Below are 18,346 nucleotides of genomic sequence, written 5' to 3' on the forward strand. Positions count from 1 at the left end.
TGGCGACTGTTCGGGTTCGATGGAACGGCGGATGAAGACCCAGGCTCTGCCACGGGCTTGGTGTCCCAAGGGAGGTTCGGTCTCCCATCCGCCACCGCATCTGGCAGTAAATCGCCAAAAGCGGATAAAGGGAAGTTACAAGGGGGGCGGACGCACTCCAACGTCGAAGGTAGGCCTTCCGTCCTTACATCAAGGGACCCGGCGCTTCAGCCACCGCAGAGCCTCTCACTCACACATCCATCGAATCGTCGCTGCCCATGTCGCTGTTGTCGAAATCGGCCTGGTCGTCGGAAAAGTCGTCGTTGCCGTAATCGGCCTGCTGGAAGCCGGCATTCGAGCCGGAATTGTCGGCCACGTCGTTGGTGTTGGCGGCAGTGCCGTCGTTGCCCGAGGCCTGGCGGACCGCGTCATCCCCGAAATAGTTGTTGTTGATAACGGTTTCCTCGACGGGACCGTTGCCGCCGCCGAACGGGTTGCTGCCGGCGAGCGGCGAGCCCCAGCCGAGGGAGTTCATGTGGCTGCCGAAGATGCCGGAGAGCGAATTGGCGAGCAGCATGCCGCCCGCGACGCCGGCTGCGGTGCCGAGCGCGCCGCGCAGGAAGCTGCCACCGGCTGAGGGAACCGATGTCTGGCCGCTCCAGGGTGCGGCAGGCGGAGGCGCACGATAACCGTCATCATAGTCGCTGCCGGTGCGGTAGTTCTGGCGTGGGGTGCTGCCCCATGGGCCCGACTGAGGGCCTGCCTGGGGCGCTTGCAGCGGACCGGGGCCGGTTCGAAGACCGGGCTGCGGGGCAGGGGACTGCTGGGCCTGGCCGGTGCCGAAGATCGAGCTCAAGAACCCGCCGCTCTGTTCGGCACGGTGATGATCGCTCGTCTCCGCTTCGAGCTGGCGGACGCGGTCTTCCAGTTCCTTGATGTGGTTGGCGGCGGCTTCGAGGCCCTTTTCCTGCACGATCACGGCCTGTGCCAGGTAGTAGGTGGCGTAGGGTTGTTCGCGGGTGGCCTGGTCGATGAGGGTTTCGGCGTCGCGGTCGCGCGGGGTGGCTGCGGCGGTGCGGACGCGGTCGAAAAGGGCGGTGAGGAGCTGGCGTTCTTCGGGTGACATGCTTGCCTCCTTGGGGGCGTTTGCCGTGGACAACAAGGTAGGCAGGGATTCCGGCATTTCAAAGCCGGGATCCCTTACATTTCGGTAATCTTGGCTCGTGACCGGGGGTCAGGCGAAGGCCAGCGACAGGCCGAGAAGCGCGGTCGCGGCGCCGAGGATACGGGCGATGTAAGGGCTGAGCCGGGCAATGCCGAGGCCGAGCGCGATGCCGGCGGCATGCAGGAGGGCGGTGGCGATCATGAAGCCGATGCCGAACTGCAAGGCACCCGCCGAGCCGAGTTCGCCGCCATGGGCGTGACCGTGGAACAGCGCGAAGATGCCGACGACGGCAGCTGCCGCCGGAACCGGCAGTTTCACCGCCGTTGCGACAAGCAGCCCAAGCCCGATGACCGAGGCGAGGATCGCCGGTTCGACGAAGGGGAGGCCGATGCCGCCGAGTGCGAGCAGGAAGCCGGCAGCCATGGTGCCGACGAAAGCTGCGGGGACGATCCACAGCGCATTGCGGTTGCTGCCGGTTCCGATCTGCGCCGCCCAGAGGCCGACTGCGACCATGACCAGGATATGGTCGGCGCCGAACAGCGGATGGGAGAAACCGGCGAGGAGCGATCCGTGTTCTGCGGGGTTGAGATGCGCGAAGGCAGGTGCGGTGGCGGCGGCAAGAATGGCAGCGGCGAGCGAAAGGCGTTTCAGCATTTGGGTCCCCTGGAAATTATGTGCATGCGGAATGACTGCGAAGATAGGCAAGCGCTTTGTGACTGTCCATCGGCAATTGCCGCGGCGGAAGGCTCGGTACTACGTCATTCACCTTAGTCCGTGGAAGGTGCCGTCTTAGACTCTACGCTCCATTGTTTTACGGCGGCGAACACATTATGTCCGGTATATGAATCTGATGCAGGAGACTCTCAGCGTGCTCGACGACGAAGACGACAAGGACGACAAGACCAAGGAACTGCCGCTCGGCAAGGAAACGGAAGCGAATCTTTTCAAGTCGCGTTCGATCTTCATCTATGGAACGATTACCCAGGAACTGGCGCAGAAGGTCAACACGCAGCTCGTGGCGCTTGCCGCCGCCAGCGACGAAGACATCCGCGTCTATGTGAGCTCGCCCGGCGGCCACGTGGAATCGGGCGATTCGATCCATGACATGATCAAGTTCATCAAGCCGAAGGTCTGGATGATCGGTACGGGCTGGGTCGCATCGGCCGGCGCGCTGATCTATGTGTCCGTTCCGAAGGAGCGCCGCATCTGCTTGCCGAACACCCGCTTCCTGCTTCATCAACCGTCCGGCGGCACCCGCGGCATGGCATCCGATATCGAGATCCAGGCCCGCGAAATCATCAAGATGAACGAGCGGCTGAACAGGATCATGGCCGAAGCCACTGGCCAGTCGGTCGAGAAGATCGCCGCCGACACGGACCGCGATTATTGGCTGTCAGCCGAAGAGGCCAAGGTCTACGGCCTGGTTTCGAGGATCGTGACGTCGCAGAGCGAAATCTGATCGCTCTCTGCCATTTGAATTTGAAAAGCCCCGCCGGCTGCCGCCGCGGGGCTTTTTGTTGTTTGCGGCTCGCATTGCCCGCGGATGGGCCCATGCGGTTCAGGCGACCTGCGGACGCCAGGCAATGACGCCTTCGGTGCGGGCGCGGACGTCGGGCGTGGCAAGGCAGGTGGCGACGGCCTCGTAACCCGGCGCGCCCGGAATGGGTGCAACGCGGCTCGGCGGGCTGTGGTTGGCGGGGCAAAGGATGATTGCCTCGTCCGGTCCGACGGCGCCGAGATCGAGGATCGCCGAGGAACGGGTCATGATGAAGAGCGGGCAGACGCCGGGACCGCGGTTGCGCAGATAGACGGAGACTGCTTCCTGCGATGTCTGGTCCAGACCCTGCTCGATCATGTCGATGACCGGGATGCGGGCCGCGTCGGCTTCGATCGCGACAAGGAGGGCGGTGAGGGCAGGCGTCACGGCTGCACCTTCCTCCTCAAGCCAGGCGAGCGCCTGCTCTACGCGCTGCTTCAGCGCTGGATCGGTTTCCATCCGTGCCCGGGCCTCGGCGGCATCGTTGGCGGCGCGATCGAGGTCGACAAAGACCGCGCCCGGCAGATGTCCGGCGATCGCCTTGGCGAACCGGGTCTTGCCGCTGCCGAGCGGGCCGATGATGTAGTTGAGCGGTCTTATATCTCTGAGTTCGAAGCGTTCGCCGCCCCAGGGCCAGGGAAGGTCGAAAGCAGTGACGATCTCGGCCGCCGGCCGCGCTAGCCGCGTCAACTCGTGCAGCCCCGGCGGTTCGCCGCCGGCAAGGCCCGCGCGCAGATTGCGGACTTTTTCGACCGTTTCGGCGATCCTTCGGGCCTCCGCTTCGAGCTTCGCCTGATGGGCGGCAAGTGCTGGAGCGAGTTCCTGTGCCTCGCCTTTCAGCACGCGCGCCACCTGCGCGAGGCTGAGGCCGAGGGCTCGCAATGCGGCGATCTCGCCGGCGCGGGCCATTTCAGCCGGGCCGTAGGTCCGCCATCCGGCGGCGGTGCGGACAGGGGCGATCAGGCCCCGCTGTTCATAAAGGCGCAGCGCCTTTGGCGATATGCCGAGCCGTTCGGCGGCGTCGGACGGGCTCAGGTAATGTGCGGAAGAACTCAAGGAATCACCTCGTCGGTTGTTGACCGCTCCTCCTATCGGGGCAGCCCCAGGGGCCGGGTCAACAGGTGTTTTGCGAGGTTTCGATTTTTTTTCCGGCGGCCGCCCCGCTCAGTCGACCAGCGCCGTCGATGACGCGAACCGTGAATGGTTGCCGGCCTCCCAATCGATCGCGAATGTGATGAACTCGTTGGCCGGCATCGGCTTTGCGAAGACGTATCCCTGCAGGGTCTGGCAGCCGAGGCTGCGCAGGATGTCCACATGGGCTGCCGTCTCCACCCCTTCGGCAACGATCTCAATGCCCTGTGAGCGACCTATCTCGATAATCGAGGCGACCAGCCGGCGTTGAGAGCCGGCAGCTTCGAGCGGGGCAATCAGCTTGCGGTCGATTTTCAGCCGCTTGGGCCCGAGTTCGATAAGGCTGACGATCGAAGCGTGGCCGGTGCCGAAATCGTCGATCTCGATATCGATGCCGAGCGCCTTGAGGCTGAGGATCGCGGACCTCAGTTCCTTGTCCTGATCTTCGAAGGAAATCGATTCGAGAAGTTCGAACGACAGGGTCCCGGGGAGGATCGGCAGTTCAGCCAGTCGTTTGAACAGCCTTTCGTCTTTCAGGCGCTGCGCCGAGATGTTGACGGAGAGATGCGGGATGTCGAGCCCGAGTGCACGCCATCTCACCGACTGGAAGAGCGCCTTTTCAAGGATGATCGCATCGATATCGGCCGACCGGTGCAAGCTCTCGGCGATCGCCAGGAAACTGTCCGGCGCCAGCAGGCCGCGTTTGGGATGCTGCCAGCGCGCCAGCGCCTCGACACCGACGATAGCGAGCGAATGCGCGTCGAATTGCGGCTGGAAGAAAGGGATGATCTGGTCGCCTTCGAGCGCCGTCAAGAATTCGTCGGACATGCGCTTGCGCAGCACCACTGCCGAGCGCAGTTCCTTGGAGAACAGCTCGACGCGGTTGCGGCCGCGCTTCTTGGCCTCATAGAGCGCGATATCGGCATTGATCAGCAATTGGCTCAGTTCTTCGCCGGCTGCGGTCTGGCAGGCGATGCCGGCGCTGCAGCCGATGCGACATTGATGCCCGTCGATATCGATGGGGCGGGCAAGCGTGCTGACGATCGACTGAGCGAGATATTCGGCCCGGCGTTGCGGCTCAGCGCCCCCGGTTACGACGACGAATTCGTCACCGCCGATGCGCGAGGCGAACTCGTCGTGGTCAATCAGTTCGAGCAGGCGGGACGTGGTGGCCTTCAGGACCGCGTCGCCCGCCGCATGGCCGAGCGTATCGTTGACTTCCTTGAAGCGATCGAGATCGATGTGGATGAATGCCAGCCGGTGACCTGCAGCCTGTTTCTCCCCGGCAGTCATGAACTGGTCGAGGAAGCGCCGGTTCGGCAGGCCCGTCAAGGCGTCGTGCAGCGACTGATGTTCGAGCGTGCGCCTTGCCGAACGCAATTCGTCGTTCTGCAGCTCGGCCTTCGTTTGCGCCTGCCGCAGTTCGGAATGCAGCGTGACGTCCCTGGTAACGTCCCAATTGGCGCCGACGACCCGCTTGACGCCGCTCGCAGTCCGGTAGGTGGCGCCGTGTGCACGGATGTGACGGATCTCGCCGTTGCCGGACACGACGCGGAACTCGGTGCGGTAGCTCGTTTCGTTCTTAAGCGCATCGCGGAAGTATGCTTCGGCGGCTTCCACGTCGTCGGGATGCAGCGCATTGCGCCAGTCCGCGTATTCGCGAACCGTGCGGTCCGGGGAAGAGTCGTAGAGCTCGCGCATACGCCGATCCCAGATCAGCGTATCGGTCGAAGGTTCATATTCCCAGACGCCGACGCCCGAGGCCTGGAGCGCTAGTTCGAGGCGCTGGGACAGCGTTTCCAGCTGTTCCTCGCGCTGCTGCAGGGTGAGGATGTTGCCGTGGCGTTGCTTCATCAAGAGGCCCGCCCAGAGGAGCGGCGCGGCGATGCAGAAGGCGATTAGAAGGGCGGTGACCCGGAAGCCGAACATGTCCAGCGGCGCGCCCTCCCATCCGCCCTTCGGGACTGCTGCGAGATACCAGGTGTCGTAACCGAGCTCGATCCTTGATTTGACCGGATCTTGCGAAAATATCGCACCGTTTCCGAGGAAGATGTCGCGCTCGGCGGGGATGGGCCGCTGCGAGATTGCGATGTTCAGCGTCTGCCGCTGGGTATTGACGTTGCTGTCCGTATAGAGCCGATCGAGATCGATGACCGCCGAAACGACACCCCAGAACCGGCCGTTGGCAAGCGAGAAGACCGGATAGCGCGCAATCAGCCCCTGGCCGCCCTGCACCAGATTGACCGGGCCGGTGATGACGAGCGTCCGCCGCTCGACCGCTCTCATCACGGCATCCCGCTGCAGCTCGTTGGTGCGGTAGTCGAGGCCGAGGGCCTTCTTGTTCGCCTCTTCGGGATAGACCAGGCCGACTACCAGGTCCTTGGCGGCGACAACATTGCGCAGCTGTGACGGAACGTCGAAAACCCGCTCCGAAAGCGCCGTGAATTGGGGTTGGTTGATGTTCGGATTGGCGGCAATGGCGGCGACCAGTCCGTAGATCAGATTGACGTTGCCATGAATATTGGTCTCGAGACTTGCGGCCACTCTGGCGAGCTGTTCAGCCGCCTTGACCTGCTGTGCCACATGGTACTGCTCGCGCTTCTCGATATCGGCGCGGACCACGCCGACCAGCAGGCCGGCGACCGCAAGGATGGCCGGGAAAAAATAGCCGAGGCCGAAGAACTGAAGACGAGACGATTTCGATTTCGAGAGAAATGGCAGCGAGGTCATGGAGATTTCCGATGGTGTCCCCCACTGTCGCCGACAAAATTTAAGATTGTCTAATTTACCTGCGTATCAACTACGCAACTATGTGCGGAAGAGGCACAAATTTTTCGTTTGTACGGAAATGGGACCTCGGCCGTGCCTATGCGGGGCTGATCCGGTTCCTGCCGGCACGCTTGGAACGGTAGAGGCCATCGTCGGCCCGCTTCAGAATGTCCTCGGAGGAGGCATCCGCCGACAGAAATTCGCTCAAGCCGCCGCTGATCGTGGCGTGGTGGCCGAGCGTCTCCCGGACCTCGGTTGCGACGCGCTGGCACAGCCGGTTGGCGATGACGATGCCATGCTCCTGCCGGGTGGCGGGCATGACCACGACGAACTCGTCGCCGCCGAGGCGGGCGAGAAAGTCGGTCTTGCGCAATTCCAGACGACAGACGCCGGCAATTGCTTTCAGAACCGCATCGCCCATCGCATGTCCAAGCTCGTCGTTGACGGTCTTGAAGTGGTCGATGTCGAACATGAAAACGGATGTCGGGATATGCTCGTCCCGGAAAAGCTCGAACTTCAAGGCGAGCACGTCCATCAGCTTGCGGCGGTTGAAGAAACCGGTCAGCGCGTCGGTCTCGCTCTGATGACGCAACTGGTTTTCGACGGCGTTCTTTTCCGTGATGTTGCTGGCGACCCAGACGATCGCATCCTCGCCGTCGACCTGGAAATCAAGCGCCTGCAGGCGCCCCTCGAACCAGATCGGATGTTCGGGACCGTCGTTCTGCAGCCCCTTCACGTCGCTGCCGGAGAGGCTGTATTCGATGATATGCAGGGCGCGCGAGGCCAGCGCCTTTTCGATCTCCCGCACAAACCGTTCCGCCTTCTCGAAGGCGAGGACGTCATAGAGGCTCTTGCCAACGAGATAGCTGCCCTCATGATAATAGCGCGTGTCCTTGCCGCCGAAGAGCGCGGCATAACGGCCGCTGCGGGTGAGGACGAAACAGGGGTCCGGGAGCGCCGACAGAATGAAATACAGCTGATCGCGGGAAAAGGCGGTTTCCCGTCCGATCTCGATCTCTGGCGCAAGGTGAGCTGCCGTCATTGCTTTTCCCGGGGCGTTGATGCAATCCGGGCTGCATGGCCGGACCGACCGGAAGCAACGGGCGCACGGTCCGGAGACTACCGCCAAACTCCTTCCAAATTATCAACAGATGCGAATATTCGCAGACACGAACAAAGGGCGGTTGCTCGCGACCCGGCAAAGCCGAATGGCTGGCTGCAGCCATGGCTTTCCATCTCGGCCGTACCCTTTTGCGGCAAACGCACCTTGCCTTTGCCGGCGGGCCTATGTTCGATTGCGGACTTTCAAATTCATGAGTCCCCGCCCGCATGTTCAAGGATTTTTCCGTTTCAGCCCTGATGATGGGGTTGCTCACTGCCTTTGTCGGGTTCATCAGCTCGTTTGCGGTCATCATGCAGGGGCTGCAGACGATGGGTGCGACCGCACCGGAAATCGCCTCGGCGCTCTTGGCGCAATCGATCTCGATGGGCTTGCTGGCGATCGTGTTCTCGAGCTGGTACCGGATGCCGATCAGCATCGCCTGGTCGACACCGGGGGCGGCGCTTCTATCCGGCATCAGCGTGATCGAAGGCGGATTTCCGGCCGTTGTCGGCGCCTTCGTGGTCTGCGGCGTACTGATCATTCTCTCCGGCCTGTTCCGGCCGCTCAGCCGGGCGATCCGGCTGATCCCGGCGCCGCTCGCCAATGCCATGCTGGCCGGCATTCTCCTCAGCCTTTGCCTCGCGCCGGTGAAAGCTGTCGCCTTCAATGCGGCGCTCGGCCTGCCGATCGTGCTGACCTGGATGGTCGTGGTTTCGAGATGGCGTCTCTGGGCGGTGCCGGCCTCGCTCGGCGCGCTGATCCTGGTGCTGATCTTCGGTGTCGACCTTCCCTCGGACGCGATGGCGCAGATCGGTCAGGCGATCCATCCGAGTCTCACCTTCGTCACGCCGGTCTTCACCCTGCATGGGGTGATCTCGGTGGCGCTGCCTCTGTTCATCGTCACCATGGCCTCGCAGAACATTCCCGGCATGGCGATCCTGAAAGTGCATCACTACGAGCCACCGGCGGGCGTGATGTTTGTCGGCACCGGCATCTTCTCAATCCTCGGCGGGCTGGTCGGCGGCGTGCCGGTCAACATGGCGGCGATCACGGCGGCGATGTGCGCCAGCGAGGATGCCCACCCCGACCCCGCCAAACGCTACTGGGCGGCGATCCTTGCCGGCTTCGGTTACATCGTGTTCGGCCTGATCGCCGGCGGCATCATCGCCTTCGTGTCGCTGGCGCCGCCGATCCTGCTGCAGGCGGTGGCAGGTCTCGGACTGATCGGCGCCTTTGCCAATGCGGCCTTTGCGGCCTATCGCGACCCGGAAACGCGCGAAGCCGCGGCGATCACCTTCCTCGTGACGGCGTCGGGTCTTTCGTTTGCGGGGATTTCCGGGCCTTTCTGGGGGCTCGTCGCCGGCGGCGTGATGATGGGATTGCAGAGCCTCGTCAAGCGTGCTTGAATGACTGGAAATGGTATAATTTCTATATTATATTGGTCATGAAGTTCGAATTCGATCCTGACAAGAGCGCCACGAACAAGGATAAGCACGGAATCGATTTCGTGGAGGCGCAGGCGTTGTGGGCAGATGAGAGGCGGACCGTCGCTCCGGTCCTGTCGGATACGGAGTCGCGATATATCCTTACGGGAAAGATTGCGGAGAAGCATTGGACCGCGGTCTATACATGGCGAGGAGACTGGCTACAAATTATATCGGTCAGGCGCGCACGTGACAAAGAGAAGCAGACCTATGAAGACAATAACCGCTGAAGAGTTTGACAAGAAATTCGACGATGGCGAGGACATCAGCGAATATGTGGACTGGTCTAAGGTCACACGCCCCAATCTCGAACCCAAGCGCGTCAATATCGATTTTCCGACCTGGGTCGTGAACGGGCTGGATCAGGAGGCGCAGCGTCTTGGTGTTACGCGGCAGTCGCTGGTGAAACTCTGGATCGCCGAACGGCTTGAGGCAAGACGCCAAGGCAAGTGAAAGCCCACTTGCCTCTCTTCCACTCTGAGGTTATACACTTCGCCCATGACCATGACAGGCGCAATCATGTCCGACCGTTCGTCTACCCGCCGCATCGCGGCCGGGACGACGGTATTTGCGCTTTCCTCGCTTCTTAGCCTCGACCTTACGCGCTGTTGCCGGGTCCGTTGAGGAGCGCCCGGCGGCCGAAGGCCCGCCCGGCATAAGAGCTCCTCTCACGAACATTCAAGACCGAGCCACAAAAGACCGCTAAAGGTCCGCATCGACGACGGCCAATTCCCCAGACGGATGCCGAGCGACGCGTGAAGCGAGAAGAGACGACGACAATGGACGCCAAGACCAATTCCCCTGTTTCCGGCCCGAAATCCGGCATGCCCGACGCGGCAGTGAAATATCGCGCCTACCCGACCATCAACATTCCCGACCGCACCTGGCCTTCGAAGGTCATCGACAAGGCGCCAATCTGGTGTTCGGTCGACCTGCGCGATGGCAACCAGTCGCTGGTCAACCCGATGGGCCATGACCGCAAGGCCCGCATGTTCCGCATGCTGCTCGACATGGGCTTCAAGGAAATCGAGATCGGCTTCCCGTCCGCCTCGCAGACCGATTTCGATTTTGCCCGCTGGTGCGTGGAAGAGGCCGGCGTGCCGGAAGATGTGTCCATGCAGGTGCTGGTCCAGTGCCGGCCGGAGCTGATCACCCGCACCTTCGAATCTCTGGAGGGCGCCCACAAACCGATCATCCACTTCTACAACTCGACCTCCGAACTGCAGCGCCGCGTGGTGTTCGCCAAGGACGTCGCCGGTATCAAGCAGATCGCCGTCGATGCGGCGAAGATGATCACCGACATGGCAGCGAAGGCGGGTGGCGGTTTTCGTTTCCAGTATTCGCCGGAAAGCTTTACCGGCACCGAACTGGAAGTGGCGCTGGAAATCTGCAATGCGGTTACCGAGGTGATCAGGCCGACCGCCGAAGACAAGCTGATCCTCAACCTGCCCTCGACGGTCGAGATGGCGACCCCGAACATCTATGCGGACCAGATCGAATGGATGTGCCGAAATCTCGACAACCGCGAGAACATCATCATCTCGCTGCACCCGCATAACGACCGCGGCACCGGCATTGCCGCGACCGAACTCGGCCTGATGGCGGGCGCGGACCGTGTTGAAGGCACGTTGTTCGGCAATGGCGAACGCACCGGCAATGTCGACGTGGTGACGCTCGCCCTGAACATGTACACGCAGGGTATCGATCCGGAACTCGATTGCTCCGATATCGAGCGGATCAAGGCGGTCTACGAATATTCCAACCAGATGGTCATTCCCGAAAGGCATCCTTATGTCGGCGAATTGGTCTACACGGCCTTTTCCGGCTCGCACCAGGATGCGATCAACAAGGGCATGAAGGCGATCAAGGTCGCCAATCACCCCGTCTGGGAAGTGCCCTACCTGCCGATCGACCCGCGCGATGTCGGCCGTTCCTACGAGGCGATCATTCGCATCAACTCGCAATCGGGCAAGGGCGGCATCGCCTATATCCTCTCGGAGGATTACGGCTTGAACCTGCCGCGCAACCTGCAGGTCGAGTTTCGCGAGGAAATCCAGCGGATCACCGACGAAGAGGGCGTGGAGCTTCCCGCCAAGCGCATCTACGAGAGCTTCATCGAGCGCTACGTGGAACAACCCGGCGCGCGGCTGAAATTCGTCGACCACCACACCTATCCGGCAGGCACCGACCATAAAGGCATCCGCGTCGTCGCAGCCGAGATCATCGACGGCGGCGAGGTGAAGCGGATCGAAGGCAAGGGCACGGGGCCGATCGACGGGTTCATCAACGCACTCTCGACCTATCTCGGCATCGAGTTGTCGGTCGCCGACTATTCCGAACATTCGCTGCAGCACGGCTCGAATGCGTCCGCTATCGCCTATGTGGAGATGGAACATCCGAACGGAAAACTGTTCGGCGCCGGCATCAACAAGAACATCGTCGCGGCTTCGCTGGAGGCGATCGTCTCGGCGGCGAATAGGGTGCTGGCGGCCAGGGGGTGATACGTCAAACTCGCTGAATGCCGAATAGCATGAAAAGCCGCCCGGAATTTCGGGCGGCTTTTTCGATCGTGCGAGACGGTGGATGGCGCGCAGCAAAAGGCCGCAGGACCGCTTGATGGCCGTTTTGGTTCAGATTGTTCTGTTGCAGTTTACTTGCCGGACGTCGCGCTTGCGAAGGCGAGAGCGACCGCAAATACGCCGAAGGCTGCGACGACAAGGCTGACGACGATGATGGTATCGGTTGGCATGATGAACCTCCGTTGGTTTGATGGGAGGTTACGTCGCATCCATCCACTTGCGTTTGAGCAATATCAACCCGTTACCCGCCTACGCAGGTCTGCACGGCAAATTCTGTCGTAGGAGGCCTGACGATCCGCGACAGGATTTAGGCTACGCCCCTAAATCAGCCCCGCCGCCTTTGCCGCGATATCATCCAGATCCGCTGCAGACGAGGGGCCGACGACCATGTAGGTGGCGAGTGGCGTGACCCAGGAGACGAGGCCGGTGTCGTTGCGGATTTCCTCGATCGAGCGGTTGCCCTCGGGCCGGGCCTTGGTGAAGGAAATGGCGATCACGTCGCCGTCACCATCGCCGTCGGTGCGCCGGTAGAGAAGCTGGCCGACCGGCGCGCCGCCGGCAGCAAACAGGCGGGCACCCTGGAAGGTCAGGCCGCTGTCGCTGAGATCGGGGATACGAAAACCGACGCCGGTGTTGGTGGTCAGCCATTCGAGGATATCGGCTGGCCTTTCGGCGGGGATTTCGGCGAGATGATTGGTCTGGCGCGCATAGAGGCGGTAGTGGGCGATGATATCGTCCAGCCAGTCGCGGCTGCTGGTGCCGGGAATGGAAATCATCGAAAACTGCGGAGCCGCCGGGTTGCCGCCGATCATATAGCCGATACCGCCGCCGAGCACGAAAAGCAGGGCACAGGCGGCGACCGCCTGCAGGCCGGACGGCTTGAAGGAAAGCGTCGGGCGCGGCCCCTGCGGCAGGCGTATGGCCCGGCGCGGCAACGGCGCATTCTTGATGGTGCGCACCAGATTGAGCGGCACCGGTTCTTTCAGCATGTCGTCAAACGCGCGCCGGCCGAGATCGGCGCCGCGCTTCAGGGCATCTTGCAGGGACCGTGCCTGCGGATCGTTGACCAGCAGTTCCTCGACATCGTGCCGGTCCTGCTCGTCGATCTGGCCATCGATATGGGCGGAAAGCCGCAGTTCGAGCGACGACGGATGGGGGATGTTCATCCTCACGCTCTCCGCTCGCTCGTCTGGGCGGCGGCGGTGGCCAGGCTGAGACGTGCAGCGCAAAGACGGGCGGCGAAGAGATCCGGCTGGATGCCGAGGATGGCGGCCGCCTCGGCATAGGCGAACCCCTCCACGTCGGCGAGCAGGAAAACGCTTGCCAAGCCGTCCGGCAGGCAGACGAGGGCAGTCGACGGACGGGAGTTTTCGGCCGGGGAGGCATCGTCGGCAGCATGGATATCGGCGCGCCGGCGCTTCTTGGCCTCGTCGACGAAGGTGCTGCGGATCATGCTGAAAAGCCAGCTTTCCAGCCGGCCTTCGCCCTTCCAGTGATGGCTTTTCTGGATCGCCCGGCCAGCCGCTTCGCGCACCAGGTCATCGGCCTCGACAGCACTTCCCGTCAGCGTCAGCGCAAAACGGCGCAGGCGCGGCAGGAGCGCTACGAGATCGCGCCGAATGTCGGTCGATGGGCTCGGTTGGGTCATGGATAGGAGCGGCTTACCTGTAATCTACTGCAATAAATAGCTATGACGAGATTGTGGCGATTCCGCAACAATCGCGCCATTGATTCTACAACATTCTCGCGACTTGCGGAATCGACATCGTCGCCGGCTCTTCGCCATAGAGGAGGCGGCTGTTGTCGAGCGCGACGCCGTCGCCCCATTCCGTCAGGCCGTAACGTTCGCAGAGCAGGTTCCAGGCGCCGGCTTCACCGGAAAGCGTGAAGAGGTTGTAGGCGGCGCGCGGCTTATGTCCGCCGGGGCCTTGGGATGCCGATGCGATGCCGACCACCGGCACGTTGCCGCTATGGCTTCGCAGCCAGTAGAGCGTGTTGAGATGCGTATGCCCGTGCAGTACCAGTTCGGCGCCGCCGGTGGAGATCGCTGCCGCGAAACGGCGGATGCCGAGCATGCGTTTGTGCGAAGAGGCGGCGCCGCGGATCGGGGGGTGGTGGATCAGCACGACCCTGAAGAGACCCTCGTCTCCCGCTTTCTTCAACAGGTTGACCGTTTCGCGCGCCTGCCGCGAGCCGTAATAACCGGACGCCGAAAAGGGCAGGGTGGCATTGGAGGTCGAGCAGCCGATGATGGCAAGCGGACCGCGCCGGCGCAGCGTCGGGAAGATATGATCCTCCTCCGGCCATTCGGCCGGGTCGTCGTCGCTCTTGATGAACGGATACCATTCGTTGACCGACTTGTCGTGCGCGCCGGGTACATAGGCGTCGTGGTTGCCGGGCACCACAGTCGTATCATGGGGGTCGCCGATGGTGCGCAGCCACTCGCCGGCAAGCCGCGTCTCGATCTTCGTCGCCAGGTTGACGAGATCGCCGGTGATGACCAACTGGTCCGGTTCGCGCGTCTTCAAATCGCTCAAAAGCAGGTCGAGCGTGTTGACGAAAAGGTGCTTGCGCCGATTGCGGTGCCAGTTCACAAAACCGGTGATCCGCTTCGAGAAAAGCTCGCGAAGCGTCAGGTTTGGAAGCGGCCCCAGATGGATGTCGGAAATATGCGCGAATTTGAACATGGCGCACACATAACGCATGAGCGCAGAAATCGTTATCGATTTTCTGGGCGCTCCCGGAGTTATGAATGAGCAGCGAAGGGGTGCCGGAAATCCGCAGTTGGCGCACCCGGATCGTGGTCTGGCTGCTGCACCGCGTCTTCATGCTGACGCGCGGCATGACGCTCGGCGTACGCGCCGCCTGTTTCGACGCAGAAGGCCGTATATTCCTCGTCCGTCATACCTATGTGCCCGGCTGGTACATGCCGGGCGGCGGCGTCGAGCGCGGAGAGACGGTGCTCGATGCGCTGCGCAAGGAGTTGCGCGAGGAGGGCAATCTGGAAATCCGCGGAGAGATCACGCTTTTCCACGCCTACTACAACCGCAATGCCAGCAGGCGCGACCATGTGCTGTTCTATCGGGTGACCGTGGAGCAGACGAAGCCGCGTGCGCCGGATCGGGAGATTGCCGAGAGCGGCTTCTTTACGCTCGATGCGCTGCCGGAGGAGACGACCGCCGCGACACTGCGGCGGTTGCGGGAATTGAAGGGCGAGGTGGAGCGGGCGGATTATTGGTGAGGTATCCCAGTTTGCCCCTCATCCGCCTGCCGGCACCTTCTCCCCGTTCTGACGGGGAGAAGGACAGATGCCGCACCGTCTCGCCCTATCCGCAACGCGTTGGTTTAAAGAGGAACGGAAGCTTACCGCTTGCGTCCTTCGCCCCGCTTGCGGGGAGAAGGTTTCGGCAGGCGGATGAGGGGCGGGTGCGTCTCGATCAAGCCGCCCGCGTCACCTTCTCCCGCCCATGCGGCGCGTCGAGGTCCACTACCGGGCCGACGGGGACGATGCCGGTCGGGTTGATGGTCTTGTGGCTCTCATAATAGTGGTGCTTGATGTGGAACAGGTTGCAGGTCTCGGCGATGCCCGGTTGCTGATAGAGATCAGCGAGATAGCCGGACAGGTTCGGGTAGTCCGCGATGCGGCGGATGTTGCACTTGAAGTGCCCGACATAGACCGGATCGAAGCGTAAGAGCGTGGTGAACAGGCGCCAATCGGCTTCGGTCGTCGTCTCGCCGAACAGGTAACGGCTGCCCGAGAGGCGCTTTTCCAGCATGTCGAGCGTCTCGAACAGGCGGGTGACGGCACCCTCATAGGCGTCCTGGGCAGTTGCGAAACCGGCCTTGTAGACACCGTTGTTGACGGTGTCGTAGATGACCGCATTGAGTTCATCGATCTCGCCGCGCAGCGCCTGCGGATAGAAATCCGCCGTCGAGCCGGTCAGGCCGTCGAAGGCGCCGTTGAACATGCGGATGATTTCCGAACTCTCGTTCGAGACGATGGTGTTCTCAAGCTTGTCCCAGAGGACGGGCACGGTGACGCGGCCGGAATAGTTCGGATCGGCCTTCAGGTAGACCTGGTAGAGATAGTCCGAGCCGAACAGGTCGTCGCCGGTGGCGCCATCGCGTTTCTTGAACTCCCAGCCGTTCTCCAGCATCAGGTAGTCGACGACCGAGACCGAGATCAGGTCTTCGAGCTTCTTCAGCTTGCGGAAGATCAGGGTGCGGTGCGCCCAGGGACAGGCATAGGAGACGTATAGGTGATAGCGCCCGGCTTCAGCCTTGAAGCCTTGCTTGCCGGTAGGGCCGGCGGAACCATCGGCGGTCACCCAGTTGCGGAACTGCGATTCGGCGCGCTTGAAATGGCCCTTGTTTTCCTTGGTGTCGTACCAGACGTCCTGCCATTTTCCTTCGACGAGCCTGCCCATGATTATCTCCTTGGATTTTCCTTGAGGTGATAGATACGGCACCGGCTGCCGAATACGAGACAGGATTTTATGAACGGTGTGTTTTTGCGTTGGACGCGGGAAATTTTTCCTGCTAATTCGCTTTCCGGATTTTAAGGATACTTTCCTCTATGACCGAAGTGCGGACACTGCGACGACGCTGATCATCGACCATGACGCTTGAACAAGCGTCATCGATATCCCTTGTCCTGTCCGCTCTTTATCCTACGGCTTCGGTCCATCCATGTCTCAGCATAACGTTCTCTACAAGCACGACCTCGTTTACCTCACGGAAGATACGTCTCACGATGAGGTCATCGAACTCATCAACGCGGAAGCCTTCGGCCCCGGCCGGCATACCCGCGCCGCCGCCCGCATCCGCGAGCAGGGGCCGCATGACCGGACCCTCTCCTTCGTTTGCGCCGACGACGGTGAAACGATCGCTTCGGTCAGGATGACGCCGGTCCATGCGGGTTCGGTGAAGGGCCACCTGCTCGGGCCGCTCGCGGTCCGGCCGTCGCACAAGAACCGGGGCATCGGCCGCGAGCTGGTGCGGATCGCCATCGAGGCGGCGAAACGCAAGGGTTCGGAGGCGGTGATCCTGGTCGGCGACCCGCCCTATTACGGTCCGCTCGGGTTCGAGAAGGTCGCCTGTGGCGCGTTGGAATTCCCGGGACCTGTCGATCCCGGCCGGGTTCTGGTCGTGCCGATCGCAGCCGACGTGCATGCCCGGCTCAAGGGCGTCATCGGCTGGCGCGGATAGGCCATTTCCTTTAAGCAGATGATGGATCGGTCGGTGAAAGCCGGCTGGAGGTGTCGTCGAAGCGAGGGACAGGCGGATGGCTGCAATCACCATGGACGAGGCGCTCGACCGCGCCGGAGCGGGGACCTATCAGCGGCGATTGATGGGCATTTTCGGGCTCGTCTGGGCGGCCGATGCCATGCAGGTTCTGGCGGTCGGTTTCACCGCTGCCTCGATCGCGGCAAGTTTCGGGCTGACCGTGCCGCAGGCGCTGCAGACCGGTACCGCCTTCTTCCTCGGCATGCTGCTCGGCGCGCTCGGTTTCGGCAGGCTCGCCGACCGGATCGGCCGCCGCCGGGTGCTGATCGTCACGGTTGGCTGCGACGCGCTGTTCGGCACGCTCTCCATCTTTGCCCCGGATTTCACCATCCTGCTTCTGCTGCGCTTCCTGACCGGCGCTGCCGTCGGCGGCACGCTGCCGGTCGACTACGCGATGATGGCGGAATTCTTGCCTGCCAGGAACCGCGGTCGCTGGCTGGTCCTGCTCGAAGGGTTCTGGGCGATTGGAACGCTGATCGTGGCGCTGGCTGCCTGGGCCGCAAGCCTTGCCGGCGTCGCGGATGCCTGGCGCTACATATTCGCGGTCACCGCCATTCCGGCGATCGCCGGCATCGGCCTGCGCTTCCTGGTGCCGGAATCGCCGCTCTATCTGATGCGCTCCGGGCGCCACGACGAAGCGAGGGTAATCGTCGACCGGATGCTCGCTGTCAACGGACACACGCCCCTCGGGGCAGGCACCAGCCTGGTCTCGCCGCCGCCGGTCAAGACGACCGGCATCTTTTCCGGCGAGCTTCGCCAGCGCAGCGTCATGATCCTGGCGATCTGGTTCCTTGTCTCCGTCTCCTATTACGGCGTCTTCACCTGGATGCCCGCGAAGCTTGCCGGCGAGGGTTTCGGTTTCGTGCGCGGTTACGGCTTTCTGGTACTGGTCGCACTTGCCCAGCTTCCGGGTTATGCGCTTGCCGCCTATGGTGTGGAAAAATGGGGCCGCAAGCCGACGCTGATCGGCTTCTGCCTGCTCTCGGCGATTGGCTGCCTGATGTTTGTCGTCGCACCAAGTGCCCTCCTGGTCGGGGCCGCGCTGCTGATCATGAGCTTTGCGCTGCTTGGCACCTGGGGTGCGCTCTACGCCTATACGCCGGAACTTTACCCGACCGCGTCGCGGGCGACCGGCATGGGGGCAGCCGGTGCCATGGCGCGTCTCGGTGGCCTGCTGGCGCCGTCGCTGGTGGGTTATGTCGTGGTCCAGGGTCTCGGCCTGACGATCGGTATTTTCGCCGGCCTGCTGGTGATCGCGGCGATTGCCGCCACGATGATCAATGCGGAGACGCGACAGGCCTCTCTCGCCTGAAC

General features: G+C 62.5%; 17 protein-coding genes. 8 read left to right on the forward strand and 9 right to left on the reverse strand.

Annotation, left to right across the window (positions count from 1 at the left end):
• Nucleotides 1-229 precede the first annotated feature (229 nt).
• Together AC1DLT_RS26820 and AC1DLT_RS26825 are read right to left on the reverse strand one after the other, a co-directional pair.
• Nucleotides 230-1,105 (reverse strand): DUF2076 domain-containing protein, encoded by an 876-nt coding sequence (locus AC1DLT_RS26820; RefSeq protein WP_477488765.1) that lies wholly within the window; start codon nt 1,103-1,105, stop codon nt 230-232.
• 108 nt (nt 1,106-1,213) lie between these two features.
• A complete protein-coding gene (locus AC1DLT_RS26825; protein ID WP_477488766.1) occupies nt 1,214-1,798 on the reverse strand; it encodes a HupE/UreJ family protein in 585 nt (194 codons plus the stop codon).
• 214 nt (nt 1,799-2,012) lie between these two features.
• On the opposite strand from AC1DLT_RS26825, the gene AC1DLT_RS26830 reads away from it, so the two are divergent.
• Entirely contained in the window at nt 2,013-2,603 is a 591-nt protein-coding gene (locus AC1DLT_RS26830; protein ID WP_244446555.1) for an ATP-dependent Clp protease proteolytic subunit, read from the forward strand.
• A gap of 99 nt (nt 2,604-2,702) precedes the next feature.
• On the opposite strand, the gene AC1DLT_RS26835 is transcribed toward AC1DLT_RS26830, so the two are convergent.
• The 3 genes from AC1DLT_RS26835 to AC1DLT_RS26845 form a co-directional block, all read right to left on the reverse strand.
• A complete protein-coding gene (locus tag AC1DLT_RS26835; RefSeq protein WP_477488767.1) occupies nt 2,703-3,737 on the reverse strand; it encodes a MerR family transcriptional regulator in 1,035 nt (344 codons plus the stop codon).
• A 108-nt stretch (nt 3,738-3,845) separates the two neighbouring features.
• Nucleotides 3,846-6,542, reverse strand: coding sequence for a bifunctional diguanylate cyclase/phosphodiesterase (locus AC1DLT_RS26840; RefSeq protein WP_477488768.1), 2,697 nt, complete (start codon nt 6,540-6,542; stop codon nt 3,846-3,848).
• Nucleotides 6,543-6,678: 136 nt separating this feature from the next.
• Nucleotides 6,679-7,623, reverse strand: a complete 945-nt coding sequence (locus tag AC1DLT_RS26845) for a GGDEF domain-containing protein (RefSeq protein WP_477488769.1) — start codon at nt 7,621-7,623, stop codon at nt 6,679-6,681.
• Between the two features lie 287 nt (nt 7,624-7,910).
• Here AC1DLT_RS26845 and AC1DLT_RS26850 point away from each other — a divergent pair, with 287 nt between their 5' ends.
• From AC1DLT_RS26850 to leuA, 4 genes are all read left to right on the forward strand, one after another.
• Nucleotides 7,911-9,089, forward strand: coding sequence for a benzoate/H(+) symporter BenE family transporter (locus AC1DLT_RS26850; RefSeq protein WP_477488770.1), 1,179 nt, complete (start codon nt 7,911-7,913; stop codon nt 9,087-9,089).
• A 38-nt stretch (nt 9,090-9,127) separates the two neighbouring features.
• On the forward strand, nt 9,128-9,397 hold the full coding sequence (locus AC1DLT_RS26855) for a BrnT family toxin (RefSeq protein WP_477488771.1): 270 nt from the start codon (nt 9,128-9,130) through the stop codon (nt 9,395-9,397).
• Nucleotides 9,378-9,620: a type II toxin-antitoxin system BrnA family antitoxin gene (gene brnA / locus AC1DLT_RS26860; protein ID WP_477488772.1), complete on the forward strand. Its 243-nt coding sequence runs from the start codon at nt 9,378-9,380 to the stop codon at nt 9,618-9,620. The genes AC1DLT_RS26855 and brnA overlap by 20 nt, the downstream gene beginning before the upstream one ends.
• A gap of 326 nt (nt 9,621-9,946) precedes the next feature.
• Nucleotides 9,947-11,668: a 2-isopropylmalate synthase gene (leuA, locus tag AC1DLT_RS26865; protein WP_477488773.1), complete on the forward strand. Its 1,722-nt coding sequence runs from the start codon at nt 9,947-9,949 to the stop codon at nt 11,666-11,668.
• A gap of 398 nt (nt 11,669-12,066) precedes the next feature.
• Here the strand turns inward: leuA and AC1DLT_RS26870 are convergent, their stop codons facing one another.
• The 3 genes from AC1DLT_RS26870 to AC1DLT_RS26880 all read right to left on the reverse strand — a co-directional run bounded on the left by AC1DLT_RS26870 (nt 12,067) and on the right by AC1DLT_RS26880 (nt 14,433).
• Nucleotides 12,067-12,912, reverse strand: coding sequence for an anti-sigma factor family protein (locus tag AC1DLT_RS26870; RefSeq protein WP_038544288.1), 846 nt, complete (start codon nt 12,910-12,912; stop codon nt 12,067-12,069).
• Nucleotides 12,913-12,914: 2 nt separating this feature from the next.
• A complete protein-coding gene (locus tag AC1DLT_RS26875) occupies nt 12,915-13,394 on the reverse strand; it encodes an RNA polymerase sigma factor (RefSeq protein ID WP_247038730.1) in 480 nt (159 codons plus the stop codon).
• A gap of 85 nt (nt 13,395-13,479) precedes the next feature.
• A complete protein-coding gene (locus tag AC1DLT_RS26880; RefSeq protein WP_477488774.1) occupies nt 13,480-14,433 on the reverse strand; it encodes a metallophosphoesterase family protein in 954 nt (317 codons plus the stop codon).
• 65 nt (nt 14,434-14,498) lie between these two features.
• On the opposite strand from AC1DLT_RS26880, the gene AC1DLT_RS26885 reads away from it, so the two are divergent.
• Complete coding sequence (locus AC1DLT_RS26885) at nt 14,499-14,987, forward strand: NUDIX domain-containing protein (protein WP_247038732.1); 489 nt, start codon at nt 14,499-14,501, stop codon at nt 14,985-14,987.
• Nucleotides 14,988-15,183: 196 nt separating this feature from the next.
• On the opposite strand, the gene AC1DLT_RS26890 is transcribed toward AC1DLT_RS26885, so the two are convergent.
• Entirely contained in the window at nt 15,184-16,173 is a 990-nt protein-coding gene (locus tag AC1DLT_RS26890; protein WP_477488775.1) for a glutathione S-transferase family protein, read from the reverse strand.
• A 262-nt stretch (nt 16,174-16,435) separates the two neighbouring features.
• On the opposite strand from AC1DLT_RS26890, the gene AC1DLT_RS26895 reads away from it, so the two are divergent.
• Nucleotides 16,436-16,954 carry a GNAT family N-acetyltransferase gene (locus AC1DLT_RS26895; RefSeq protein WP_477488776.1) on the forward strand — a complete coding sequence of 173 codons (519 nt, stop codon included), beginning with the start codon at nt 16,436-16,438 and terminating at the stop codon, nt 16,952-16,954.
• A gap of 76 nt (nt 16,955-17,030) precedes the next feature.
• The gene (locus AC1DLT_RS26900; RefSeq protein WP_477488777.1) at nt 17,031-18,344 is read left to right on the forward strand and encodes an MFS transporter; all 1,314 of its coding nucleotides are present in this window, start codon (nt 17,031-17,033) and stop codon (nt 18,342-18,344) included.
• Nucleotides 18,345-18,346 lie beyond the last annotated feature (2 nt).

It is taken from the genome of Neorhizobium sp. 05N33 (assembly GCF_056397445.1).